This is a genomic window from Pseudomonas sp. CCNWLW23 (genome assembly GCF_037095675.1).
Taxonomy (GTDB): domain Bacteria; phylum Pseudomonadota; class Gammaproteobacteria; order Pseudomonadales; family Pseudomonadaceae; genus Aquipseudomonas; species Aquipseudomonas atacamensis.
The window spans coordinates 1-23,599 of the sequence record NZ_JBAWKM010000004.1 but is presented as its reverse complement, the minus strand read 5'-3'; the positions used below and the strand labels follow the sequence as shown (position 1 = coordinate 23,599).

General features: G+C 59.4%; 22 protein-coding genes. 7 read left to right on the top strand and 15 right to left on the bottom strand.

Annotated elements, in window-relative coordinates; translation table 11 throughout:
* The first annotated feature begins 108 nt into the window (after window positions 1-108).
* Genes V8J63_RS07220 through V8J63_RS07210 form a run of 3 tightly spaced genes read left to right on the top strand, consistent with a single transcriptional unit; the run spans window position 109 to window position 3,670 of the window.
* Window positions 109-2,010: a sensor histidine kinase gene (locus V8J63_RS07220; protein WP_073473185.1), complete on the top strand. Its 1,902-nt coding sequence runs from the start codon at window positions 109-111 to the stop codon at window positions 2,008-2,010.
* Window positions 2,007-3,332 (top strand): sigma-54-dependent transcriptional regulator, encoded by a 1,326-nt coding sequence (locus V8J63_RS07215; RefSeq protein WP_336463829.1) that lies wholly within the window; start codon window positions 2,007-2,009, stop codon window positions 3,330-3,332. Before V8J63_RS07220 ends, V8J63_RS07215 begins: the two co-directional genes overlap by 4 nt.
* A gap of 8 nt (window positions 3,333-3,340) precedes the next feature.
* Window positions 3,341-3,670 carry a GlpM family protein gene (locus tag V8J63_RS07210; RefSeq protein WP_172834034.1) on the top strand — a complete coding sequence of 110 codons (330 nt, stop codon included), beginning with the start codon at window positions 3,341-3,343 and terminating at the stop codon, window positions 3,668-3,670.
* A gap of 18 nt (window positions 3,671-3,688) precedes the next feature.
* Here V8J63_RS07210 and V8J63_RS07205 read toward each other — a convergent pair whose 3' ends face one another.
* The 3 genes from V8J63_RS07205 to V8J63_RS07195 all read right to left on the bottom strand — a co-directional run bounded on the left by V8J63_RS07205 (window position 3,689) and on the right by V8J63_RS07195 (window position 6,431).
* Window positions 3,689-4,597 carry a hypothetical protein gene (locus tag V8J63_RS07205; protein WP_130902353.1) on the bottom strand — a complete coding sequence of 303 codons (909 nt, stop codon included), beginning with the start codon at window positions 4,595-4,597 and terminating at the stop codon, window positions 3,689-3,691.
* Window positions 4,594-5,289 (bottom strand): hypothetical protein, encoded by a 696-nt coding sequence (locus V8J63_RS07200; RefSeq protein ID WP_336463828.1) that lies wholly within the window; start codon window positions 5,287-5,289, stop codon window positions 4,594-4,596. The genes V8J63_RS07205 and V8J63_RS07200 overlap by 4 nt, the downstream gene beginning before the upstream one ends.
* A gap of 107 nt (window positions 5,290-5,396) precedes the next feature.
* Window positions 5,397-6,431, bottom strand: a complete 1,035-nt coding sequence (locus V8J63_RS07195) for an alpha/beta fold hydrolase (protein WP_076564013.1) — start codon at window positions 6,429-6,431, stop codon at window positions 5,397-5,399.
* Window positions 6,432-6,647: 216 nt separating this feature from the next.
* Here V8J63_RS07195 and metR point away from each other — a divergent pair, with 216 nt between their 5' ends.
* Window positions 6,648-7,565: a transcriptional regulator MetR gene (gene metR, locus V8J63_RS07190; protein WP_016773382.1), complete on the top strand. Its 918-nt coding sequence runs from the start codon at window positions 6,648-6,650 to the stop codon at window positions 7,563-7,565.
* A 151-nt stretch (window positions 7,566-7,716) separates the two neighbouring features.
* Here metR and V8J63_RS07185 read toward each other — a convergent pair whose 3' ends face one another.
* The 5 genes from V8J63_RS07185 to V8J63_RS07165 all read right to left on the bottom strand — a co-directional run bounded on the left by V8J63_RS07185 (window position 7,717) and on the right by V8J63_RS07165 (window position 11,770).
* A complete protein-coding gene (locus V8J63_RS07185; protein WP_122747866.1) occupies window positions 7,717-8,214 on the bottom strand; it encodes a GNAT family N-acetyltransferase in 498 nt (165 codons plus the stop codon).
* 1 nt (window position 8,215) lies between these two features.
* The gene (locus tag V8J63_RS07180; RefSeq protein ID WP_024014171.1) at window positions 8,216-8,854 is read right to left on the bottom strand and encodes a LysE family translocator; all 639 of its coding nucleotides are present in this window, start codon (window positions 8,852-8,854) and stop codon (window positions 8,216-8,218) included.
* 22 nt (window positions 8,855-8,876) lie between these two features.
* Window positions 8,877-9,287, bottom strand: coding sequence for an NUDIX hydrolase (locus tag V8J63_RS07175; RefSeq protein ID WP_125925654.1), 411 nt, complete (start codon window positions 9,285-9,287; stop codon window positions 8,877-8,879).
* A gap of 68 nt (window positions 9,288-9,355) precedes the next feature.
* On the bottom strand, window positions 9,356-10,681 hold the full coding sequence (locus tag V8J63_RS07170) for an APC family permease (protein WP_110603279.1): 1,326 nt from the start codon (window positions 10,679-10,681) through the stop codon (window positions 9,356-9,358).
* Window positions 10,682-10,948: 267 nt separating this feature from the next.
* On the bottom strand, window positions 10,949-11,770 hold the full coding sequence (locus V8J63_RS07165) for a carbon-nitrogen hydrolase family protein (RefSeq protein ID WP_130926771.1): 822 nt from the start codon (window positions 11,768-11,770) through the stop codon (window positions 10,949-10,951).
* A 124-nt stretch (window positions 11,771-11,894) separates the two neighbouring features.
* On the opposite strand from V8J63_RS07165, the gene V8J63_RS07160 reads away from it, so the two are divergent.
* Window positions 11,895-12,695 carry a helix-turn-helix transcriptional regulator gene (locus V8J63_RS07160; RefSeq protein ID WP_024014176.1) on the top strand — a complete coding sequence of 267 codons (801 nt, stop codon included), beginning with the start codon at window positions 11,895-11,897 and terminating at the stop codon, window positions 12,693-12,695.
* 158 nt (window positions 12,696-12,853) lie between these two features.
* On the top strand, window positions 12,854-14,473 hold the full coding sequence (locus tag V8J63_RS07155; RefSeq protein WP_016773376.1) for an FMN-binding glutamate synthase family protein: 1,620 nt from the start codon (window positions 12,854-12,856) through the stop codon (window positions 14,471-14,473).
* Between the two features lie 46 nt (window positions 14,474-14,519).
* On the opposite strand, the gene V8J63_RS07150 is transcribed toward V8J63_RS07155, so the two are convergent.
* The 7 genes from V8J63_RS07150 to V8J63_RS07120 all read right to left on the bottom strand — a co-directional run bounded on the left by V8J63_RS07150 (window position 14,520) and on the right by V8J63_RS07120 (window position 22,456).
* Window positions 14,520-15,938, bottom strand: a complete 1,419-nt coding sequence (locus V8J63_RS07150; RefSeq protein ID WP_016773375.1) for a glycosyltransferase family 39 protein — start codon at window positions 15,936-15,938, stop codon at window positions 14,520-14,522.
* 21 nt (window positions 15,939-15,959) lie between these two features.
* Complete coding sequence (locus V8J63_RS07145) at window positions 15,960-16,907, bottom strand: flippase-like domain-containing protein (RefSeq protein WP_081489869.1); 948 nt, start codon at window positions 16,905-16,907, stop codon at window positions 15,960-15,962.
* An 11-nt stretch (window positions 16,908-16,918) separates the two neighbouring features.
* Window positions 16,919-17,659, bottom strand: a complete 741-nt coding sequence (locus V8J63_RS07140; RefSeq protein WP_016773373.1) for an SDR family oxidoreductase — start codon at window positions 17,657-17,659, stop codon at window positions 16,919-16,921.
* Complete coding sequence (locus V8J63_RS07135) at window positions 17,656-18,972, bottom strand: FAD-binding oxidoreductase (RefSeq protein WP_130926770.1); 1,317 nt, start codon at window positions 18,970-18,972, stop codon at window positions 17,656-17,658. The genes V8J63_RS07140 and V8J63_RS07135 overlap by 4 nt, the downstream gene beginning before the upstream one ends.
* On the bottom strand, window positions 18,969-20,438 hold the full coding sequence (locus tag V8J63_RS07130) for a UbiA family prenyltransferase (protein WP_241663609.1): 1,470 nt from the start codon (window positions 20,436-20,438) through the stop codon (window positions 18,969-18,971). Before V8J63_RS07130 ends, V8J63_RS07135 begins: the two co-directional genes overlap by 4 nt.
* On the bottom strand, window positions 20,435-20,797 hold the full coding sequence (locus V8J63_RS07125; RefSeq protein WP_016773371.1) for a GtrA family protein: 363 nt from the start codon (window positions 20,795-20,797) through the stop codon (window positions 20,435-20,437). Before V8J63_RS07125 ends, V8J63_RS07130 begins: the two co-directional genes overlap by 4 nt.
* A gap of 237 nt (window positions 20,798-21,034) precedes the next feature.
* Window positions 21,035-22,456, bottom strand: a complete 1,422-nt coding sequence (locus tag V8J63_RS07120; RefSeq protein ID WP_110646216.1) for an amino acid permease — start codon at window positions 22,454-22,456, stop codon at window positions 21,035-21,037.
* 474 nt (window positions 22,457-22,930) lie between these two features.
* Here V8J63_RS07120 and V8J63_RS07115 point away from each other — a divergent pair, with 474 nt between their 5' ends.
* Window positions 22,931-23,389, top strand: coding sequence for an REP-associated tyrosine transposase (locus V8J63_RS07115; protein ID WP_016773369.1), 459 nt, complete (start codon window positions 22,931-22,933; stop codon window positions 23,387-23,389).
* Window positions 23,390-23,599: the final 210 nt, after the last annotated feature.

Here is a 23,599-nt window from a genome sequence, read left to right as displayed (position 1 = left end):
TTCAGTTAAACCGCAGTGATGGTTTTGGGGCCGCTTCGCGGCCCAACGGGGATAAATCCCCTCGCCACAGGCACAAACAAGTGTTGTGGTTGACCCAAGGCATCTGTGATGAAATGCGACCCCACTCTTTATCGCGCTGCAGAGCCATCACTTGCCGTGAAGCCCCGTCTGATCCGTCATCTGTTCCTGCCGCCACTGATCATCGCCCTGATGGTCGGGCTGGGTTTTATCGGCTTCTGGACCAGTGAACACTTCGGCATCCGCAGCCTCGGCGAGAACGGCCAGCGTCAGCTGGAACTGCACGCCCGCGCGGTCGAAAGCGAGATCAGCAAATACACCTACCTGCCCAGTCTGCTGGAACTCGAAACGAGTGTGCCGCAGTTGCTGGCCGACCCGACCCCGGAGCACCGGCAGACGGTCAACGATTACCTCGAAGGCCTGAACCGCCGCAGCCGCAGCCGGGCCATCTACGTGATGGACACCACCGGCCGGGTCATGGCCACCAGCAACTGGCGCGATGTCGACAGTTATCTCGGTGAAGACTTGTCCTTCCGCGCCTATTTCAAAGACGCCGTGCGCGGCCAGCCCGGGCGCTTCTATGGCATCGGCAGCACCAATGGTGAACCCGGTTACTACCTTGCCCACGGCCTCGAAGAGCACGGCAAGATCATCGGTGTCGCGGTGGTCAAGGTGCGTCTGGAAGCCATGGAAGAGCGCTGGCAACGGGCGCGTCTGGAAGCGTTCGTCAGCGATGAGAACGGCATCATCATTCTCTCCAGCGATCCCGCCAGGCGGCTGAAATCGGTGATCCCGCTCAGCGATGAGGTCAAGGAAAAACTCGCCCGCAGCCTGCAGTACTACTGGTTCCCGCTCAACGAACTGCAACCGCTGGCCCGCGAGACACTGGCCGAGGGCGTGGAGAAACTGACTTTCCCGGCCAACAGCGAATTACAGCCCGACGAAGACGACATCAGTTATCTGGCGCAAACCCGACTGCTGAGCGACACGCCGTGGAATTTCACCCTGCTCACGCCGTTGCAGGACCTGCGCCGCGAAGCGATCAACCAAGGCATCCTGGTGGCGGTGGCGTTTGCCCTGTTCGCCTTCCTGCTGATTGCCTGGAACGAGCGACGCAAAGTCCTCGCCACCCGTCTCGCCGCCCGCGAAGCGTTGCAGGAAGCCAACAGCCAACTCGAACGTCGGATTACCGAACGCACCGCCGATCTGCGCGCCAGCAACGAACGCCTGAAGAGTCAGATCCGCGAGCGCCGCCAGGCCGAAGAGACGTTGCGCCGCGCCCAGGATGAACTTGTGCAGGCCGGCAAACTCGCGGCTATCGGCCAGATGTCGACCAGTATTGCCCATGAACTGAACCAGCCGCTGGCGGCGATGCGCACGCTGTCGGGCAACACCGTGCGCTTTCTCGAGCGCGGCCAGCTCGACGTCGCCAGCACCAACCTCAAGACCATCAATGACCTGATCGACCGCATGGGCCGGATCACCGCCAGCCTGCGTTCGTTTGCCCGGCGCGGCGACAATAAGGGTCAGGCCAGTCTCGGCAAAGCCGTCGACGCCGCCTTGCAAGTGCTCGGCGCGCGTGTGGAAAACACCGCGCTGCAAATTCACCGGCAGTTTGCCGATGTGCAGCTGCTGATCGATCAGACCCGCCTCGAACAGATCCTCGTCAACCTGATCGGCAACGCCCTCGACGCCATGCACGCGCAACCACAGCCGCAACTGTGGCTGGAGGGGGAAGAATTCAACGGCAAGTACCGCTTGCGGGTGCGCGACAACGGCCACGGTATCGACGCCGAAGCGCGCAAGCATCTGTTCGAACCGTTCTTCACCACCAAACCCGGCGAGCAAGGCCTGGGACTGGGCCTGACCCTGTCCGCCAGCCTCGCCGCCGCTACCGGCGGGCACCTGGGTGTCGAACACCCGGCCGGCGGTGGCACCACTTTCGTCCTCAGTTTACCGTTGGTAAGCCCTACTCCTGCCGAGCCAATATGAACCACGAACTCAGTGTGTTGATTGTCGAAGACGACCCCCATGTGCTGCTCGGCTGCCAACAGGCGCTGACCCTCGAAGACATTCCGTGCATCGGCGTCGGCAGTGCCGAAGAAGCACTGGCGCAGGTCGGCGACAACTTTGCCGGCATCGTCATCAGCGACATCCGCCTGCCGGGCATCGATGGCCTGGAATTGCTCACCCGTCTCAAGCAACGTGACCGCAGCCTGCCGGTGGTGCTGATCACCGGCCACGGCGACATTTCCATGGCCGTCGGCGCGATGCAGAAAGGCGCCTACGATTTCATGGAAAAACCGTTCTCGCCGGAGCGCCTGGTCGATGTCGCGCGACGGGCGCTGGAGCAACGCTGCCTCGCCCGCGAGGTTTCCTCGTTGCGTCGGCAACTGGCTGAACGCGACTCCCTTGAAGGGCGGATCATCGGCCGTTCACCAGCGATGCAGAATCTGCGCGAACTGATCGCCAACGTCGCCGACACTTCGGCCAACGTCTTGATCGAAGGCGAGACCGGCACCGGCAAGGAGCTGGTCGCCCGTTGCCTGCACGATTTCAGTCGGCGCCACAGCAAACAGTTCGTCGCGCTGAACTGCGGCGGCCTGCCGGAAAACCTTTTTGAAAGCGAGATCTTCGGCCACGAAGCCAACGCCTTCACCGGCGCCGGCAAACGCCGCATCGGCAAGATCGAGCATGCCGACGGCGGTACGCTGTTCCTCGACGAAGTGGAAAGCATGCCGCTGCCATTGCAGATCAAGTTGCTGCGCGTATTGCAGGAACGCACCCTCGAACGGCTCGGCTCGAACCAGAGTGTGGCGGTGGATTGCCGGGTGATTGCGGCGACCAAATCCGACCTCGATGAGTCAAGCAAGGCCGGCGAGTTTCGCAGCGACTTGTACTACCGCCTCAACGTCGTGACCCTGGAATTGCCACCGCTGCGCGAACGCCGCGAAGACATCCTGCAACTGTTCGAACACTTCACCCAGCAATCGGCGCTGCGCTTCGACCGCGCGCTGCCGGAGCTGGACAACCAGACCCTGTCGAACCTGATGAGCCACGACTGGCCGGGCAACGTGCGCGAACTGCGCAACGTCGCCGAACGCTTCGCCCTCGGCCTGCCGGCCTTCAAGAAGTCCGGGGCCAGCGCCGGCCAGGGCCTGGCGTTTGCCGAAGCGGTGGAAGCGTTCGAGCGCAATCTGCTGGTCGACGCCTTGCAACGCAGCGGCGGCAACCTGACCCAGGCCAGCCAGGAACTGGGCATGGCCAAGACCACGCTGTTCGACAAAGTCAAAAAGTACGGGCTGAGCCACTGATGGATCTGATTCTCAAAGCCGCTATCGGCGCGGCAGTGGTGCTGATCCTCGCGGCACTGTCCAAGACCAGAAACTATTACATCGCCGGCCTGGTGCCGCTGTTCCCGACCTTTGCCCTGATTGCGCACTACATCGTTGGCAAGGGGCGTTCGGTCGACGACCTGAAGACCACGATCGTGTTTGGGATGTGGTCGATCATTCCCTACTTCGTGTATCTGGCGACGTTGTATGTGATGGTCGACCGCATGCGCCTGGAAGCGTCACTGGCGGTGGCGGCGGTAGCCTGGTTGATAGCGGCGACGGTGCTGGTGAGCGTGTGGGTCAGGCTGCATGCCTGAACCCACGCGCATCTGCCTCTAGCGACCGTAGACTCGGGCCAGTTGCGCGGACGACAAGGCATCCTCGAACGGCACCGGCACTGACTTCACCGCACCGTAGAGATTGCGGTAGCGCCAGTAGTTGCCGCTCTGCGCCAGTTGATAACCGCGCTCGACCACGCGCTGGCCGTCGAGCACGTAACGCAGGGTTTCCTGCGCGGCGGGCGGTGGCGTCGGTTGCATCAGGTCGGCGCTCAACACGCGCATGGATTCATCAATGCATTCATCCAGCACGGCGGTGACCTTGGCCAGGTCAAGGGCGCCATCATCAATGCATTGCTTGCCGCAACGACGAATCGGCTGACTGGCCACTTCGATGCGCATGCGGTACAGCGGCGAGCCGGCGATATCCTGCAATTGCACCTGATTGACCAGCACGAAACTGCCGCGATCGGGCGTCAGCATCAGCTTCGGTTCGATCAGCAAGCGTGCCGTCACCGCACCTGCCCCCTGCTTGAATCCGGACACCTGCGACGCCGCCTGAAAACGCTGTTGCAAGCGCTCCTGCAACGGCACGCCAGCAAGCAGGTCGGCCAGCGGCCGCGATTCGTTCAGCGCGGCTTTTTCGGCATCGCGCTGTAACGTACCGGAACCCATTTGCGTGTTGATCAGGCTGGCCACCAGAATCCCCGCCAACCCGGCGCCAGCGCCGGAGCTCGACACCAGTGTGTAGCTGGAATTGGCCGCGTTCACTGCCGCCTTGCTGTCGATCACCGTGCTGGCGCCGACGAATTCCGCCGGCAGTTGCACGTCGACCTTCAGCCCGTGTGCCTGCACATAGCTCATGGCGGCCTGATCCTTGAAACCGGCCTCGGGTGCCGGTTTCTGCGCACAGCCAGGCAACACCAGCAGCGAGATCGCCGCGAGGGTCAGCGCCAGACGTTTCATTGCGCGAACGGGGCGATCATTTGCTGACGGCTGTTATCCATCGCCTGATAGAACGCGTTGGACAGGTTGGTGTAGGACGGCTCGTCCCACTCGCCTTGCGCGGCTTGCACAGCGGCGAATGGCTGGTACCACAAGAGTTTGTTGTCCGACAGATCGATCACCATGCCCTGGCCGCCGACCTGGGCCATCGGCACGCTGGTGGGCACGATGCTGTAGTAGCTGCGGGTGGCACCGGTGGCATAAATCGACACCAGCAGCAGACGGTCGATGCCGTGGGCAGCTTTCATCGGCGACAGGTCCTTGGTCATGTAGCCCTCGCGGAAATCGACTTCCTTGAAGGTCTTCAGATCGACCTTTTCATCAATGCGCTTGGCCTTGTAGCCCTTGGCCTGCAACTTGGCGACTATGGCGTCGGGCAGGGTTTCCAGATCGCGTACCTGCCAGGTCTCGACATTGGCGCTGAGCTTGCTGTTGACGCCGGCATTAATGGCGTAATCGAGGATGCCCTGATTGCCGGTCAGCGCCAGCACTGGCGACGGTACGACGGTAATGGCCACACCGATGGTCGGCTCTTTGGCATCCCAGAACTGTTTGTCCAGGGCCACGGGCGGTTGCACATGGGCGCAGCCGGTGAGAGTCAGTACGGCGAGCAGAGCCAGCGCGACCCATTGACGTGTAGCGCGAAAAATCATGGATCAAGTCCCTATGTCTGAAAACGTTCCTGCGCCTTATCGGCAACAACGCGGCAAACAATAGTGGCACATTGATATTTTTTTGGCGACAGGATGCTGGCGCACTCTTACAGCAGATTGTTCGGCGCCGCCGGATCGACCTGCGCCCAATGCGAAGTATCCTCGCGATGCGCCTGCAGATACGGCAGCACCGCCGCCAGCAACGGTTCCTTGAACGCCTCCTGAAAGCGATGCGCCAGTCCCGGAATCAGTTTCAACTGACTGCCCTGAATGTGCGCCGCCAGATGCACGCCGTGCATCACCGGTAGCAGCGGATCTGCCGTGCCGTGCACCACCAGGGTCGGCACGCGCAGTTGATTGAGCAATGCCACCCGGCTCGGTTCGGCAAGGATCGCCATGATCTGGCGCTTGACGCCTTCGGGGTTGAACGCGCGGTCGTAGGAGGCCGCCGCCTGTTGCAGCAAGGCCTGACGATCATCGGTTACCGCCGGGCTACCGAGTGCCGCGAGCAGATCGGCCTGTTGCTCCAGCGCCACTTCGCGGTTCGGCGCGCCTCGGCGCGAGAGCAACTGCACCAGCGCCGCACTCGGCGCCGGCAGACCTTCAGCGCCGGAAGTGGTCATGATCAGCGTCAGGCTTTCCACCCGCTGCGGCGCCATCGCCGCCATGTGCTGGGCGATCATTCCGCCCATGCTCGCGCCGAGCACGTGGAATTGCTCAACCTTCAGCGCGGTCATCAAGCCCAGCGCATCGTCGGCCATGTCAGTCAGGCTGTAAGGGGCCGAGACCGGCAGACCGAGTTTGTAACGCAGCACTTCGAAGGTCAGATTGGCCTCGATCGGCGCCTGCCGCCAGGTCGACAATCCGACGTCGCGGTTGTCATAGCGGATCACCCGGAAACCCTGCTGGCACAAAGCGACAACCACTTCATCCGGCCAGTGAATCAACTGCCCACCCAGGCCCATGACCAGCAACAGCGCCGGGTCCGATGCGCGGCCGATACTTTGATAGGCAAGACTGACCTGCGCCAGCTCGGCGTGCTCGGTCGGCACGTTGACGTCACAGCGTCCGGCTGCAAACGAGCCGGCCCCGAACAAAAGCGCGGCCAACGCGGCCGCGACTGAAAACAATCTCTTGAACATGAAAAACACCAAAACGCAGCACCCCAGTAGAGCGCGAGTCTGATGAAGTTCGTGCGAGCGCGCTGCCACACTTGCATGACAGTTTGATGAAGAGTGCCGAGCGGTCGTCTGTCGAGTGCTCCGCCGGATCCTGGCCTGCAGATCGACAAAGCGTGCTCCATGAGACAAACTCACCTTCTACGCATTCGTCACAAGTTTTCTTCATGGAGCCCGCCGGTGCTTGAAATCCGACATCTGAAAACCCTGCACGCCCTGCGCGAAGCCGACAGCCTGGTCGATGCCGCTGACCGCCTGCATCTGACGCAGTCAGCCTTGTCGCACCAGTTCAAAGAGCTGGAAGAGCGCATGGGCATGCAGTTGTTCGTGCGCAAGACCAAACCGGTGCGCTTCACCAGCGCCGGTTTGCGCCTGCTGCAACTGGCCGACGCCACCCTGCCGCTGTTGCGCGCCGCTGAACGGGACATTGGTCGGCTGGCCGGTGGCACCGCCGGGCGTCTGCACATGGCGATCGAATGCCACAGCTGCTTCCAGTGGCTGATGCCGACCATCGACCAGTTCCGCGATGCCTGGCCGGAAGTCGAGCTGGACCTGGCTTCGGGTTTTGCTTTCGCCCCGCTGCCAGCACTGGCCCGGGGCGATCTGGATCTGGTGGTGACCTCCGATCCGCTGGAGATTGCCGGCATCACTTACGTGCCGCTGTTCACCTACGAAGCCATGCTCGCCGTGGCCAATCAGCATGCACTGGCGAGTAAGCCGTACATCGTTCCTGAAGACTTATTGACGGAAACGCTGATCACCTACCCGGTCGAGCGTGATCGTCTGGACATCTTCACCCGCTTCCTTGAACCGGCCGACATTGAACCGGCGCAGGTGCGCACTTCGGAACTGACGGTGATGATGATGCAACTGGTCGCCAGCGGCCGTGGCGTCTGCGGCATGCCGCACTGGGCGCTGCATGAATACAGCTCGCGCGGTTATGTGAAGGGCAAACGGTTGGGTGAAAAGGGCTTGTTCGCGACGCTGTACGCGGCGATTCGCACCGACATGCTCGACGCGCCGTACATGCGCGATTTCCTGCTGACCGCCAAGGACACCTCGTTTTCGACCCTCGATGGGGTCAGCGCCGTACGCTGATCTGCTGTGCAGGAGATGATCGTTCCCACGCTCTGCGTGGGAATGCCTCAACGGACGCTCTGCGTTCGGCTTTGGATGGGACGCAGAGCGTCCCGGGCTGCATTCCCACGCAGAGCGTGGGAACGATCAGTAGGCGGAAATTATCGCTGGGTCAGAGCTGGCGCCACATGTGGATCTTGTCGAAATACTCTTCGCCCACTCGTACGGCGAGCGGTTCGAGGCCGTACTGAATGAAGCCGCAACGCTGGTACAACTGAAAAGCCGCGTCGTTGCCGGCGGTGACGGTGAGCTGCAGCAGTTTCAGCGCCGGATGCTTTTGCGCTTCGGCCAATGCCGCCTGGACCAGATCAAAGCCCAGCCCCTTGCGACGAAAATCCGCAGAGACATACATGCCGAACAGCGTTGCCTTGTGGCGCGCCTTCTCGCGCGGTTCGAACGCCAGGCCGACAATCCCGGCCAACGTCCCGGCATCGAATGCCCCCAGCACCACATCGAGCTTGCTGGTCAGGCGCCCTTCCCACCAACTCAACGGCATCACTGCGCGTTCGCGCACGCTGGAAGTGAAGGCCTGCGGATGCCGGTCATAGGCTTCAAGCATCAGTTCGCGGTAAGCCAGGGCATGGCTGGCGTCCAGCCGCTCGATCCACATGTCAGGCGGCCCGGCGTTGTTCGAGCATCAGTTTTACGGCGAGGCCGCCGAGCACCAGGCCCATGAAATAACGCTGCATCGCCAACCACGTCGGATTGCGCACGAACCACGAGGCGATGCCTGCGGCGAACAGCGCGATCAACAGATTGACGCTGAAGCTGACGCTGATCTGCGTGAGCCCGAGGACGATGCTTTGGGCGAACACCGAGCCGTGCTCAGGGCTGATGAACTGCGGAAACACCGACAGATAGAACACGGCGATTTTCGGGTTCAGCGCACTGGTGAGAAAGCCCATGGTGATCAGCTTGCGCGACGAGTCCGGTGGCAATTGCTGCGCTTCGAACGGCGAACGTGCGCCGGGTTTCAGCGCCTGCCAGGCCAGCCACAGCAGGTACAGCGCACCGGCCCATTTCAACACTTCATAGGCCATCGGCACCGCCAGAAACACCGCCGTCAAACCCGCCGCCGCGGCGAACATATGCACGAAGAACCCGCCAACCACGCCAAGCAACGAAGTCACTCCGGCGCGGCGCCCCTGACAGATCGACCGCGAGATCAGATAGATCATGTTCGGCCCCGGCGTCAGCACCATCAGCAATGCGGCGGCGGCGAAGATCAGCAGGTCTTGCAACGGGATCATGGCAACGTCCTTTGCGGAATGATCAGGCGAGTGCAGTCAGTGAACGGCGATAGAACGGCAGGATGTGCTCGCGTGTCAATGGCGCCAACTCGAGCGCCGGATCAGTGGCCGGATCGACCCAGATGACTTCCTCGATTTCCGCCGCCGGGCAGACGTCAGTATCGATGGTCAGTTGATAAATTTCCGCATGGACGATGAAGCCCGGCTCGTTGGCGGCGGGGGCGGAAAAACTGTTGAGGAAAATCGCCTGCGCCGGGTCGATCTGCAGACCCAATTCTTCTTCCAGCTCTCGGGCAAGGGCGTGGATCGGCAGCTCATGGGCCTCGATCTTGCCACCCGGTTGCATGAAAGCCGTGGTGCCGCGCTTGCGCACCAGCAGGGTCTGGCCTTGCGGGTTGAGCAGCAGCGCAGCGGCGATATGAATGGTCGACATAAAGGACTCCCTTGGCGCAAAAGCGCCAAGGATCCCATGCCCGTCAGAGGGAAGCCAAGCCACGAAGCTCAGGTCGCTTCCTGAAAATCCAGTTCCGGCGGCTGCCGGCGGAAACCACCGGTCAGCACGGCGAGATACACCACACCAATCGCCAGCCAGCTCAGCCCCAGCCACACCGCCAGATGATCGAGGCTGACCATCAGCCAGAGGTCGGCGACCAGACCGATCAGCGGGCAGAGCAAAAACAGCAGCAACTCGCGCGGGCCTTTTTTCTCGCCGCCGATCCAGTAGTGGAAGATCACCGACAGGTTGACCAGGCTGAACGCCAGGAACGCGCCGAAGTTGATGAACGAGGTCGAGGTGGTAACGTCGAGTCTCAGCGCCAGCAACGCCACCGCCGCGCACAACAGAATGCTGTTGACCGGGGTGCCGAAACGCGCGTGCAAGGTGCCGAAAAACGACTTCGGCAAGACGCCGTCGCGGCCCATGGCGAACAACAGTCGCGAACCACTTGCCTGGGCCGACAGCCCCGAGGCGAACTGGCCGACGATCAGGCCGATCAGGAAGATCGACACGAACAGGTCGCCACCGATATTGCGCGCAATTTCATAGGCTGCCGAGTCGACGCTGTCGAACTGGAACGATGGATGAGCGATCTGCACGAAGTACGAAACGCCGACGAAGATCAGGCCGCCAATCAGGGTGATCAGCATGATCGCCCGGGGAATGGTGCGGCGTGGATCGCGGGTCTCTTCGGTCAGGGTGCTCACAGCGTCAAAGCCAAGGAATGAATAGCAGGCAATCGCCGCGCCGCTCATGATCAGCGGCATCTGCATGTCGCCGTTGAAGAACGGTTTGATCGACCACAGCGGCGTGCTCGCATCGCCGCCGATGTAGTGCACGCACAGCGCAACGAAGGCAATCAATACGAGGAACTGCACCAGCATCAGCAAGGCGTTGATGCCGTTAGCCAGTTTCAGCCCGACGATGTTGATCGCACTGGTGATGCCGATGAACGCCAGCACCCAGATCCATTGCGGGATCGACGGAAATGCCGAAGCCAGATAAGCGGCGCCGATCAGCCAGATCGCCATCGGTAGAAACAGATAATCGAGCAACACCGCCCAGCCGGCAATGAAACCGAGTTTCGGACTGATCGCCTTGCGCACATAGCTGTAAGCCGAACCGGCGACCGGGAAAGCGGCGGCCATGCGTCCGTAACTCATGGCGGTGAAGAACATCGCCACCAGCGCCGCCAGATAGGCGGCCGGCACCATGCCGGCGGTGGACTGGGCGAGGATGCCGAAAGTGCCGAGGACAATGATCGGCGTCATGTAGGCGATGCCGAACAGCACCACCGACCCTAGCGAAAGGGTGCGTTGCAAACGAGCCATGGGCGACTTACTCCGAATGTTATTGGATTTATGGCAGAGCCGGGTTCGGCAAAAATTTCGGGTGTGGCTGATTATTTTTGTTCGACTGAAGATCGTTACCCCCCTCACCCCAGCCCTCTCCCCCAAAGGGGGCGAGGGGGAAAGGGAGCCGATCTATGTGGACTTCAATATCTGAGTTCGACTCGGTATCTCAGGTCGATGTATTTCGAAACTACACCTCGGTCAGTCCCCTCTCCCTCCGGGAGAGGGCTAGGGTGAGGGCAGCGGTTATGGGTGTGGAATCAATAGCTCGCGAACACCGCAAGCCTGCTCCACCACCTCCCCCGGCAACTTCAAACGCTGATCATCCAGATAGCGATAATCCTTGCGCGCAATCTCCAGTTGCGTGAAATCCAGCTCGACCCTGAACCGCCCTTCTTCGCGCCCGGCCTCGAACAGCAGCGCACCCAGCGGATCGACCAGCGCGCTGCCGCCGGCAAACACCAGGCCGTCATCCCCTGCATCAACGCGATTGACCATCAGCGCAAACGCCTGGTTTTCCTGGGCGCGGGCCATGATCGCGGTGCGGTGGGTCGGGCCGTACGGGTCCATGTTGCCGTTGGTGACGATGAGCAATTCCGCACCCAGTTGCGCCAGGGCGCGGGCGGTTTCCGGGAACTCGATGTCGTAGCAGATCAACAGGCCCACGCGCACGCCGTTCCACACGCAGGTGGCGTAACGGTCGCCGGCCTCGAACACGCCGCGATCCGAAGCCCACAGATGGGTCTTGCGGTATTTCAGGGCGATGCCTTCGGGAGTGATCAGCAGCGTGGTGTTGTAGAAGCGGCCGTTGTCGTTTTCGGCCATGCCGATCACCACAGCCATGTCACGCTCACGCGCTGATGCGAGCACGGCGCTGACGGTCGGGCCGTCGAGCGGTTCGGCGATCTGCGCCACGGTTTCGGCGTTGGGGAAGCCCATCAGGTGGGTTTCCGGGAACACGATCATCTGCGTGTCGGCCGCGCAGGCAGCAATCGCCGCCAGTGCGCGTTGCAGGTTGTAAGCCGTGTCGTTGTCACGGCCCGCCAGTTGGGCGAGTTCGACTTTCATGGTTATCCCTTGTTATGTGGCCCGGCCCGGAAAGATTGCCCGGTGCCCGTCTGTGGGCCAGTATGCGCAGCAAGCAACCGGCCAGGGAATCACGCGGCCGGGGTAACCCGATTGGGGTAGATCGATGACACTTTCGTTGAATGACATCACTTGGCACCGCGCGGTCGGGCAATTGATCGACGCGCTCGACAAGCCGAATTTCTGGGCGCAACTGGTGCGCCTGCTTGAGCAGTACGTGGCGTTCGATAGCTGGGTGGTGCTGCTGTTCAGCGCCGATCAGCATCCGCAAGTCTTCGCCGAATGCCCCGGCGAGGACGGCAGCCCGGACCCGCTGTTCCAGGATTACCTGCGCGGGCTGTATCTGCTCGATCCGTTCTACATCGCCTGCCGCGAGCAGTCGCGCACCGGCCTGTATCGCCTCTCGGAAGTCGCGCCGGAGCATTTCGAGCTGACCGAGTACTACCAGCGATACTTTCGTCTGAATGTGGTGGCCGACGAAATCCAGTTCAATTGCCAGCTCGAGGGCGAGCGCACGCTGTGCCTGTCGCTGGGCAGTGAAAAACGTTTCACTGGCGAACAGATCGCTTTGCTGTCTTTGATCCAGCCGTGGGTACTGGGTCTGTTGCGCCAGCGTCTGCCGTACGAGATCAACGAAACCGTGGCCCTCGCCGCCGCACCTGCGCAGGCAGACTGGCGGGTGCAACTGGAAGCGTCGGTGCAACAGCTCAAGGGCGCCCAATTGACCGCGCGGGAACTGGACGTAGGGCGTTTGATGCTCAGCGGTTGTTCCAGCAAAGAAATCGCCCGCAAGCTGGAAATCTCCGTGGAAACCGTGAAAGTCCATAAGAAACACATGTACAGCAAGCTGGGGATCAAATCCCAGTCCGAGCTGTTTTCGATTTTTCTGCAGGCGCAGAACGCCTGAAACAATGTGACTAACGCTTTTTGTGGGAGCGAGCCTGCTCGCGAAGAGGCCCTTATGGCCGACATCAAGGTTGGCTGGTCCGCCGTCTTCGCGAGCAGGCTCGCTCCCACAGAAATGCGTGCCGTTGCACAAAATTGAGTCCGAACCAAGGAACCCGTATGAGCCTGTCTTTGCTGAGCCGCTACGCCTTCTTTGCCGTCTGCGTGATTTTCACCCTCGCCAGCCTGCCCTTTCTCGAACATGACTGGCTGTGGCCAATCACCGCCGTCACCGCGGTGCTGAGCCTGCTCGGCGTGTTCGACCTGTTGCAGACGCGCCATGCAGTACGCCGCAATTATCCGATTCTGGGCAACATCCGTTATCTGGTCGAAGGTATCCGCCCGGAGATTCGCCAGTACCTGCTCGAGTCCGACAGCGACGCCCTGCCCTTCTCCCGCGCCCAGCGTTCGCTGGTGTACTCGCGAGCGAAAAACGAAACCGCCGACAAACCGTTCGGCACGCTGATCGACGTCTACCAGTCCGGCTTCGAATTCATCGGCCACTCGATGCGCCCGGCGCCGTTGAGCGACCCGAATGGTTTCCGCGTCACTGTCGGCGGGCCGCAGTGCACGCAGCCGTATTCAGCGTCGATCTTCAATATCTCGGCGATGAGCTTCGGCTCGCTCAGCGCCAACGCCATTCGCGCGCTGAACCAGGGCGCGAAACTCGGCAATTTCGCCCACGACACCGGTGAAGGCAGCATCAGCCCGTATCACCGCGAACACGGCGGCGATCTGACCTGGGAGCTGGGCAGCGGCTACTTCGGCTGCCGCACCAGCGACGGCCGTTTCGACCCGGAGCGCTTCGCCGTACAGGCACAGAATCCGCAAGTGCGCATGATTGAAATCAAGATGAGCCAGGGCGCCAAACCCGGCCACGGCGGGATCCTGCCCAAGCACAAGGTCACCAAAGAGATTGCTGAAACCCGCGGCATCCTGATGGGCGAGGACTGCGTTTCGCCGTCGCGCCACAGTGCGTTTTCCACGCCGATCGAGATGATGCAGTTCATCCAGCAACTGCGTGAGCTGTCCGGTGGCAAACCGGTGGGTTTCAAGTTCTGCCTCGGCCATCCGTGGGAATTCATGGGCATTGCCAAGGCCATGCTGGAAACCGGCATTCTTCCCGACTTCATCGTCGTCGATGGCAAGGAAGGCGGCACTGGCGCAGCGCCTGTCGAGTTCACCGACCACATCGGCGTGCCGATGCGCGAAGGCCTGTTGTTCGTGCACAACACCCTGGTCGGCCTGAACCTGCGCGACAAGATCAAACTCGGCGCCAGCGGCAAGATCGTCAGCGCCTTCGACATCGCCAGCGTGCTGGCCATCGGCGCCGACTGGGCCAACTCGGCGCGCGGCTTCATGTTCGCCATCGGCTGCATCCAGTCACAGTCGTGCCACACCAACAAATGCCCGACCGGCGTCGCCACCCAGGACGCCCTGCGCCAGCGCGCTCTGGTGGTGCCGGACAAGGCCCAGCGCGTCTACAACTTCCATCGCAGCACGCTCAAAGCGCTGGCGGAGATGCTCGCTGCCGCCGGGCTCGATCATCCATCGCAACTGTCGGCCAAGCATCTGGTGCGGCGCATGTCGGCGACCGAGATCAAACTGTTCTCGCAGTTGCACGTGTTTTTGAAACCGGGGGAGTTGCTCACCGGTGAGGTGAATGGCGAGTTCTATTCGCGGATGTGGCAGATGGCGCGGGCGGACAGTTTTGAGCCGGCAGAAGTCGTCGCTGCGTAACGGCTGAAAGGTGTGCATTTCCATTCGGAATGCACACCCTTACCGATCATGGTGCAAACGTACGTATCTTGAATAAACGCACATGACCTATTTCTTCCTTATCGATAATTTTTGCTTCGTATCTTTGCAAAAGTTCGACTTCCTGAGCAAAGCCAGCACCATAGTTCGTTTCCAGAACATAAAAATCTTTTGGGCGACCGGGCAACGACAAATCAGCTTTCAGCTTCTCTAAATTATTCACAAGCAGCGGAGACTCCAGCAATTTGAAATAGACGCCAAACTGAACCGCATCAAGCGAATAAATTGGCAACACCTTTGACTTACCCATTACAGAGATGACGATATCTCTCATGTGCGTTTCGCGGGAGTAGGGATTTTCAGGATCCCTTAGATAACTGACATCCTTGAATAAAGGCGTAGCAGAAAATGTCATCAAAACCACCAGCATTAAAATTTTTACTGTCACATCTCTTATATTGCCAACCGCGTGCGCAGCTACCAGCAATACCGCAGGCAGAAGAAAAATAAAATTGCGTATAGTCGCCACCGGCCGTAGATAAACAGAACAGACATAGGGCACCACAATTCCTACTACCCCCCAGAACATAATCAGCCTGTAAGTACTTGTGCCTGCAGGATTTCCAGCTATCGAAACCAGCCCTGTAATCAAGATTACTGCGCACAAAGCAGCTAAAAACGAATCTCCAAAATACGACAGGAAAACCTTGAAAAAAAACACATCCTCAGGCGGTTGAATCCAGAACTCCCGCGAAAAGCTACTCTCAGCGTACGATAAAGCAGGAACCACGGTTAACGCGGCGAAAAATCCAGCGCAAGCGAACTTGTATATAACTTGGCTCTGGACTTCACTGCGCAAGATCATGCGAAGCAACACAAGCACCTGAGCAAAGACTGGCAGATAGCCGAAGTAATGAGTATTTATCAGTGCAGCGGAAATCAGCCAGTAGCAAAAAAAATCCTGCCCCCTGCCTCGACTCAAGCAACGCAAAAAGACCACAAAAGACAAAACGGTAAGCAACGTCAAAAGCGCATAAGAGCGAGTCTCTTGCGAATACTGAACCAAAAAACTGTTGACCGATGCCAACCACGCAACGATGAGCCCTATTTGCTCATCAAACAATTTGCGCCCGAGGAGGAATATAGCGGGAATCAACAGCACGCCGATTACCGCAGAGAGATACCGCCCTGTGTGCTCTCCAAATCCGACAGCATGATAATAAGCCCACAGTAAAATCTGATAAAAGGGAGGATGAACATCATTCAATGTAGTTCGATAAACGTCAAAGAATCCATTTTGCGGATCGCTTACCGACACACTGAAGGCCTCATCCAGCCACAGGCCAGTAGCATCGATGTTGCGCAACCTTACATACAGGCCAAATCCAATCGCGCCAGTCAGACACAGGTACATTGCCAACTTGTACTTTCGCGACTCAATGTCCATTTTCATCTCCTCAGTAGTTACTCAGCCATGAGCAAAACCGGCTACCGACCTCTTCCATAAAAGTGCGAGCATCCCCACCCCGACCGCCAACCACAACGTCACCAGCCGCAACAAAACCGTCGCCGCGATCGCATCCGCCAACCCGACTCCGCCTGAAACCAGCAGCGCTAGCATCACTGCTTCGGCAGTGCCCAAGCCGCCCGGCATGAAACTCAACGCCCCCGCCAACATGGCCACCGCATAAATAAAGATCGCTAACGTCAGCCTCACGTCCGCGCCCATCGCCTGCAAAATCCAGTAAAACGCCAATGCTTCAAGCCCCCAGGCCAGCAGGCTCAATAGCGTTGCGCCCATGACGCGACGAGGAGAATGACAGCGGCGCGACTGACGCAATACCTGAACGGCATGCCCCAGCAACCGCGAGAATCTGTCGTGCCGTTGCTCAGTGCGACGATCAATCGCGCTGGCAAGGCTTGGGGAAAACATCATCGATGCACCGCATGCCAGGAGGACGAAACTGGCAACGATCATCGACAACCATTCCGGATGCGCGCTCAAGCCGAAGAATGCCAGGCCCGCCATCGCCAGCAGGTCCGCAAGCCGCTCACTGAACAGCGCGGCAAAGCTCTGTGCGTAAGGCACCTCCAAACGTTTGAGCAAAACACCGCGCAACGCCTCCCCGGCCTTGCCGGGAGTAGTCGTCAGGGCGAATCCGGCCAGGTAGATGTTCAAGCTCGGCCGCCAGGGCAACCGGTGGCCCAGGGCAGACAGATAACCCTGCCAACGCAAGAAACGCAGACCGTATCCAAGCAAAACCACGCTGACGATTTGCCCGCACTGCCACCAGCCCACTCGACTGACCGCCACGCTCACAGCCGACCACCCACCCCACAGGGAAACAGCGAGATAAGCGAGGGCGGAGCAGATCACCGAGCCAATCAAAACGCGATAGCGCCACCCGGATAACATCAGTCTCTGATTCACAGGTTCAGCCTCTTGAACAACGGCTGCGGCATCACCCGAATCAGCCACATGATCAGCCCCCAAAACCCGGGCACATACAGCACCGCCACCTGTCGATTGATCCCTCTGACTATTCGCCGGGCAACCGTATCGGGTTGCGCTACAAGCAAGGAGGGCAGCGCCAGCCCTTGCGTCATGGGCGTGTCGACTAACCCGGGCTTTATCGTGATCACATGCACACCCGCCTTGAACAAGCGTACCCGCAGGCCTTCGCAGAACGTGGACACGGCCGCCTTTGCCGCGCCGTACAGGTAATTGGAAGGTCGTCCTCGATCCCCGGCAACCGAGGAAATGACCGCCAGCGTGCCGTGCTGCTGGACAGCCATGCGGTTTGCCAACAGCGTCAACAGCGCGATCATTGAACTGCCGTTATTGGCGAACTGCTCCATGGCCTGTTCAACGTGTTGTTCGCACGCGTACTGATCTGGCAGCGAGCCATAGGCAATCAGACAGATATCCACCGTCTGCAACGTCGCCAGGCACTTCTCGTACATGACCGGATGTGCGGCGATATCACTGGCGTCCATGACGTACGTGGTCACGGCTCTGGCACCTCGAGCCTGCAGATCGACACTGGTTTGCTGGAGCTTTTGCGCATCCCTGCCGACCAGGAACAATTCGCTGCGATCAGCCGCCCACAATCGTGCGCAAGCGCAGGCAATCGCCGAGGTGGCGCCCACAATCAGTATTTTTTTCATCGCGTGACTCGCTGCCAGAAACGGGACATCAGGGTTGGATCGCGCATCGCTTCCAGTTGCTCCCAGGCGGGATAGGCCTGGCGAAAATCGCTGCCGCTCATGTGAGCGTCCTTGGCTGGATACAAACGACCGCCTGCTTCCCGCACGATGGCGTCGAGCCGCGGCAGAAGTTTTTTCGGCAGATCTATGTCGTGTGGAAAGTCCAGCGCCAATGAAGTACCGGGCATAGGAAAGGAAAGCCATCCCGGCGAAGGAATGTCGCCACAACGCTTGAGTACCGCGAGGAAAGAGCCACTGCCGCTACGCGCAATCGACTTGAGTAATTCGGCCAGTGCCACGGCTGCAACCGAGGCCGGCAATACGCACTGAAATTGCTGGAAACCTCTGCGTCCGTAGATGCGATTCCAGTTTTCGATACGGTCCAGCGGATAGAAAAACGAGCTGTAGCCAACCTTTTGATGTTGTCCGTTCGCTGGCTGCCGTTTCCAGTAGTGATCGTTGAACAGTTTCAAGGTGAGCGAATTGATCAGCGATACCGGAGGGCGGATCGGGACAGACAGAGAACGTGGTGCAGCGACCTCAAGGGGCCCCGCCACGCAATGATCACCAGCCGTGAAGCATCCGCGCCCTAGCGCATTGCCCTTGGCCAGGCAATCGATCCACGCGACGCTGTATTCATGCTGCGCATCCATGTCGGCCGACAGGGCAAAAAAATCATCCAGACAGTCAAAACGCACCCGTGTGCTGTCGATCAGGCTCGACTGGATCTTGCGCAGACGAATGCGCACCCAGGTAATCACGCCCGTCAGGCCGAGCCCGCCGATCGTTGCAGCAAACCACTGAGGATTTTCCCGCAGCGAACAGACCATCGGCGATTGCACGGATCGGTGCAGTTCGAAACACACCAGCGAATGAGCAAACGTGCCGCAGCGATGGTGATTTTTCCCGTGGACGTCATTGGCCACCGCCCCACCCAGCGTTACGTGCCGCGTACCGGGCGTGACGCGTAAAAACCAGCCGCGGGGAATGGCCAATTGCAGAATCTCGCCCAGTGTCACACCCGCTTCTGCGCAGATCTCACCCTTTTCCCAATCGGCTTCGATGAAGCGGTTCAGGGGGCGTAATTGCAGCACATGATCGCTTGCGGCCATGCAGCTATCGCCATAGCTGCGGCCATTGCCAAACGGTAACGTTGTCCCGTGAGATTCGATCAAATGCTGCCACTGCGGTCTGATATCCGCTTGCCAGTGGCAGGGACGACCACTCTGAGGGGCATGGGGATAGTTTCCCCAGGAAGCCAGCGAGGCCATCATGCCGCCATCCAGAAAATCAGACAGAACGCCGTTCCCATCACCAGACTCAAGCGATCACGCAGTGCGAAAACCACCGGATCCTCATTCATGCGGCCGCGATGCGTCAGGAGCCAGATACGGGTGATCCAGAGCAGCATCAATGGGCAGGCAAACCAGAGCCATCGGGGAGATGTGTACAGCTGGGTAGTCACGCTGTCATGGATGTAAAGCGCTAACACCAGGACGGCGAGATAACCGGATGCGGCCCCCAAAGAGGAGAGCATTGCCAGGTCCGCAGGAAAGTAGTCGCGGCCGCCGGTCTTACCGGTGATGCCGCTGTGCAGCGCCAGCAACAGCTCGGCATAGCGCTTGACCAGCGCGAGGCTCAAAAACATGAACATGGAAAAAGCCAGCATCCACCCCGTCAGGTCGAGGCCAAACGCGGCGCCACCGGCAATGATGCGCAAGGTATAAAGCAGCGCCAAGGCGATCACATCCAGTGCCATCAACCGCTTCAGCGCCAGCGAATACACCAGCGTCAAAATGTAATAAGAGGCGAGCACGGCAACGAATGGATGAGGCAGCCACAACCAGGCACCGATGAACGAAGCTGACAACAGCAGGGGAAAAACCACCAGACCGGACTGGATAGATAACGATCCACTGGCGAAAGGTCGGTGGCGTTTGGTCGGGTGCTTGCGGTCATCGTTCAGGTCGAGCAAGTCATTCAGGAGATAGACGCTCGATGCACACAAGCCGAAAAGTATGAAGGCCAGCATGCCGCGCCCCAACAGCAGCGGATTGGCCATTAGATGCGCGGCAAAAAGGGGAACGAAAATCAGCACATTCTTCATCCATTGATGAATGCGCAAGGCCTTGTACAAACTTCTGAAGTACGTAACCCGAGATTGAACCACCTGAACTACGTTATCCATGTGCCGGGTGGCGCGTTCGACGCCTGCTAAAGGGTTGACGATATATGCACGTCTGGCCGAGCGCCAAATCGGCAAGTCGTCCAGCGAGTTACCGATGTAATCGAACCCTTTTTCCCCATATAACGTCACCAGCACATCACGCTTGTTCGTTCCGGAAAGGTTCTGCTCAAGGGTCGTACCCAAAACGTCATCAAAGAGCTTCAGGTGCTCGGCGATACGTACCGCCAATGTGTGATGACTGGCCGTGGCCAGAACAATTTTCCGACCGGCATTGCGCTGTTCCTCAATCATCCGGAGCGCGTCGGGATCATAGGGCAAAGTCGCGACATCGATGTCCGTCGCCATTGCCAGTCGATCTTTCAGATACGCCTTGCCATGCCAGAGCCAAGGTAAGAGTTTCAGGCAGTGCAATGGTTTGCTGCGGACAAAGGACATCACACATTCGAACAGCAGATCAGATTTGAGGAGGGTCCCGTCCAGATCAACCACGAAGGGCATTGAAGTAGCGCAGGACGCTGACATCGGCAGTACGTCAGGCAGCGAGACGTTCATGCCCGTCGCCCTCTAAAAAGGACAAAGCGGAAAACGCAGTACCCTAAAACAATATTCACCAGCGAAAACGAAGCGACCGTCACCAGCCCGGACAAGCGCCAGACGTCCGCGATGACACCCACGCCAAAACTGACGCCGCCCATCAGGCCGATGAACATCAGATAGGGAAATACCGGCGTTTCCCTTTCAAAGATATAAAGCATGTTCAGATAGAAAGAGAGCGCAGCAGCTACGCAGAACGCCGCAAAGTTGCTGGCTGCCTGACTCAGGGCGGCCGCCTGACAGAGCACGAAAAATATTTGCCAATGGATGAGCGCATCGGCCAGTCCGATAACGGTAGTTGCAGAGAATCCTTTCATGGTGGTTGCCAGCCGCTTCCAGAGGACGGACCTCCAAGCTAGGCCGGAGCTTGAAAACGGTCTACTGTCAGAAATTACAGGTAGAGGGCTTTATCCGACCAGCGGTCATCTTGTCGTACTCACGTGTCAATTGCTCATCGCGTGCGATTTCAATGCGTTGACCGTTAAACGCCGTGCCCATAAAACCCAAAAGCCCCGATCTCTCGATCAGGGCTTCGTTGTTTACGCACTTACGGTTCAAGAAACCGAACGCACCGAACCTTGCGACACTTGCGTCGGCTGCAACTTGAACACGTAAAACAACACCGTCAACAACACCAGAAACGCCGGCCCGACATACAGCGCCACGCGGGTATCCGGGAAGTACGCCATCAGGCCGACCACCAGTACCAGAAACGCCAGGGCGAAATATGAACTGACCGGGTACAGCCACATCTTGTACTTGAGCCCGGCACGTTCGCTGGCGCTCAGGCCTTTGCGGAATTTCAGCTGGGCGAGGAGGATCATCACCCAGGTCCAGATCGCACCGAAGGTGGCAATCGAGGTGACCCAGACGAAGACTTTTTCCGGCACCAGATAGTTGAGCACTACGCCCAACAGCAACACCGCAATTGACAGCAACAGCGCGCGGCGTGGCACGCCGTTGTTCGAGGTCTTGGCGAAACCGGCCGGGGCCTGGCCGTTCTGCGCCAGGCTGTAGAGCATGCGCCCGGTGCTGAAGATGCCGCCGTTGCACGACGACAGCGCCGCAGTAATCACCACGAAGTTGATGATACCGGCGGCGGTCTTGATGCCCAGCCGCTCGAAGGTCATCACAAACGGGCTGCCCTGGGTGCCGATTTCGTTCCACGGGTAGATCGACAGAATCACGAACAGCGCGCCGACGTAGAACAGCAGAATCCGCCAGAACACCGAGCCGATTGCGTCAGGAATGGTCTTCTGTGGATTCTTCGCTTCACCGGCGGTGAGGCCGATCATCTCGACACCGAGGTAGGCGAACATGACCATTTGCAGCGACATCAGCACACCGGTCACGCCGTTGGGCATGAAACCGCCGTGGGCCCACAGGTTGGAAATGCCCAGCGCCACGCCATCATTGCCGAAACCGAAGGCGATGATGCCGACGCCGCCGATAACCATGGCAATGATGGTGACAATCTTGATCAGGGCGAACCAGAATTCGAATTCGCCGAAGGCTTTCACCGCGATCAGGTTGATCGAGCCCATGCTGATCAACGCCGCCAGGGCCCAGATCCAGCGCGGCACATCCGGGAACCAGATACCCATGTACACCGCCACCGCAGTGATTTCTGCGACGCAGGTCACCAGCCACAGAAACCAGTAATTCCAACCCGTGAGAAAGCCTGCCAGCGGACCGAGATAGTCCTGCGCGTAGCGGCTGAACGAACCGGCCACCGGGTTATGCACGGCCATTTCGCCAAGGGCGCGCATGATCACCAGGATCGCCAGACCGCCAAGGATGTAGGAAAGCATGATCGCCGGACCGGCCATCTGGATGGCTTTGGCCGAGCCGAGAAACAGGCCGACGCCGATACAGGCACCGAGCGCCATCAGGCGGATATGCCGTTCGCCGAGTTCACGTTTGAGCGGACCGCCCGAAGCGGTGTCGCCGTGCGGCAGAGGATTGCCAACTGGCATAGGGGTACAACCTCGTCTTGTTATTGGATATGACCACCGGGTTTCGAAGCGTCGGCCGATAGGCCTTGGCTGGGCAGGAAACCGCGTCTGCTTCGTGGGCTGACGCGTCTTGCAGGGCGGGCCTGAAAGATCAGCGGGGCGTGCAGTATAAAAAGCTCAGGGCAGGATTTTTCACTCTAAAAGTCCCAACATTCAGCGACAACTCTCGGCAATAGTGGGTTCTGCGGAGAGGCATTACCTGCATTACGTAGGAAAAGTCGTCACTGAAAAAGCCGCGAAGTATTGCACAGACATGGTGCAGCGTCATGTTTCAGCCCTAGGGCATTTGATCCACTGTGTGATGTCTCGCCTCGCGCTTGATCACGGATAAATCGCCCGACGGATTCAGAAATTTCGCTCAACAGTTGCAGCGCCGAGCGGGGTGGCCAACCACTAACCTTTGAAAAAGCCAGGAGCACATGCAAGGAAGCTCACATGCCAGTCCGTCCCAACTCCCACCGTCTGCGCCAAGGTCGTTTCTCGGAAAACGGTCGTGCCTATTTCGTCACCTCTGTCATCCACGAACGCCAGCCCGTATTTGCAGATTGGCAGACCGGCCGATTACTGGTTGCCGAACTGCGCCGGGCTCATGAGCAAGGAGTCGCGCAATCCATCGCCTGGGTTGTCATGCCTGACCACTTTCATTGGCTGATGCAATTGCAACGCGGCTCACTTGGTGAAGTCATTGGCGGTGTAAAGGCTCGCTGTGCGCATGCGGTTAACAGAAAAACCGGACGTCACGGACCGCTGTGGCAAACCGGCTACCACGACCGTGCGATCCGTGACGGCGAGGACCTGGAGCCCTTCGCCCGCTACATCATCAATAATCCTTTGCGAGCCGGGCTGGTCGATAACCTCGGTGATTACCCGCTTTGGGATGCCTACTGGCTCTGAGCACAATAGTTCTATGGAATAGGTGGATTTCTTCGTCACACAGACAACATCCCGGGATGTGCACAACATCCTTGTGGTGAGGGGATTTATCCCCGCTCGGCTGCGAAGCAGTCGTCATTTGCTCACACGCGGAGGGCCTGTAGAAACTGTGGTGGCAGGTTTTGGGGCTGCTTTGCAGCCCAGCGGGGATGAATCCCCTCGCCACAGGGA

Excerpts from the sequence above, each read along its gene's own strand:
- V8J63_RS07220 (WP_073473185.1), top strand. The coding sequence starts at position 109 with ATGAAATGCGACCCCACTCTTTATCGCGCTGCAGAGCCATCACTTGCC.
- V8J63_RS07215 (WP_336463829.1), top strand. The coding sequence starts at position 2,007 with ATGAACCACGAACTCAGTGTGTTGATTGTCGAAGACGACCCCCATGTG.
- V8J63_RS07205 (WP_130902353.1), bottom strand. The coding sequence starts at position 4,597 with ATGAAACGTCTGGCGCTGACCCTCGCGGCGATCTCGCTGCTGGTGTTG.
- V8J63_RS07200 (WP_336463828.1), bottom strand. The coding sequence starts at position 5,289 with ATGATTTTTCGCGCTACACGTCAATGGGTCGCGCTGGCTCTGCTCGCC.
- V8J63_RS07195 (WP_076564013.1), bottom strand. The coding sequence starts at position 6,431 with ATGTTCAAGAGATTGTTTTCAGTCGCGGCCGCGTTGGCCGCGCTTTTG.
- V8J63_RS07185 (WP_122747866.1), bottom strand. The coding sequence starts at position 8,214 with ATGTGGATCGAGCGGCTGGACGCCAGCCATGCCCTGGCTTACCGCGAA.
- V8J63_RS07180 (WP_024014171.1), bottom strand. The coding sequence starts at position 8,854 with ATGATCCCGTTGCAAGACCTGCTGATCTTCGCCGCCGCCGCATTGCTG.
- V8J63_RS07175 (WP_125925654.1), bottom strand. The coding sequence starts at position 9,287 with ATGTCGACCATTCATATCGCCGCTGCGCTGCTGCTCAACCCGCAAGGC.
- V8J63_RS07170 (WP_110603279.1), bottom strand. The coding sequence starts at position 10,681 with ATGGCTCGTTTGCAACGCACCCTTTCGCTAGGGTCGGTGGTGCTGTTC.
- V8J63_RS07165 (WP_130926771.1), bottom strand. The coding sequence starts at position 11,770 with ATGAAAGTCGAACTCGCCCAACTGGCGGGCCGTGACAACGACACGGCT.
- V8J63_RS07160 (WP_024014176.1), top strand. The coding sequence starts at position 11,895 with ATGACACTTTCGTTGAATGACATCACTTGGCACCGCGCGGTCGGGCAA.
- V8J63_RS07155 (WP_016773376.1), top strand. The coding sequence starts at position 12,854 with ATGAGCCTGTCTTTGCTGAGCCGCTACGCCTTCTTTGCCGTCTGCGTG.
- V8J63_RS07150 (WP_016773375.1), bottom strand. The coding sequence starts at position 15,938 with ATGGACATTGAGTCGCGAAAGTACAAGTTGGCAATGTACCTGTGTCTG.
- V8J63_RS07145 (WP_081489869.1), bottom strand. The coding sequence starts at position 16,907 with ATGTTATCCGGGTGGCGCTATCGCGTTTTGATTGGCTCGGTGATCTGC.
- V8J63_RS07140 (WP_016773373.1), bottom strand. The coding sequence starts at position 17,659 with ATGAAAAAAATACTGATTGTGGGCGCCACCTCGGCGATTGCCTGCGCT.
- V8J63_RS07135 (WP_130926770.1), bottom strand. The coding sequence starts at position 18,972 with ATGATGGCCTCGCTGGCTTCCTGGGGAAACTATCCCCATGCCCCTCAG.
- V8J63_RS07130 (WP_241663609.1), bottom strand. The coding sequence starts at position 20,438 with ATGAACGTCTCGCTGCCTGACGTACTGCCGATGTCAGCGTCCTGCGCT.
- V8J63_RS07125 (WP_016773371.1), bottom strand. The coding sequence starts at position 20,797 with ATGAAAGGATTCTCTGCAACTACCGTTATCGGACTGGCCGATGCGCTC.
- V8J63_RS07120 (WP_110646216.1), bottom strand. The coding sequence starts at position 22,456 with ATGCCAGTTGGCAATCCTCTGCCGCACGGCGACACCGCTTCGGGCGGT.
- V8J63_RS07115 (WP_016773369.1), top strand. The coding sequence starts at position 22,931 with ATGCCAGTCCGTCCCAACTCCCACCGTCTGCGCCAAGGTCGTTTCTCG.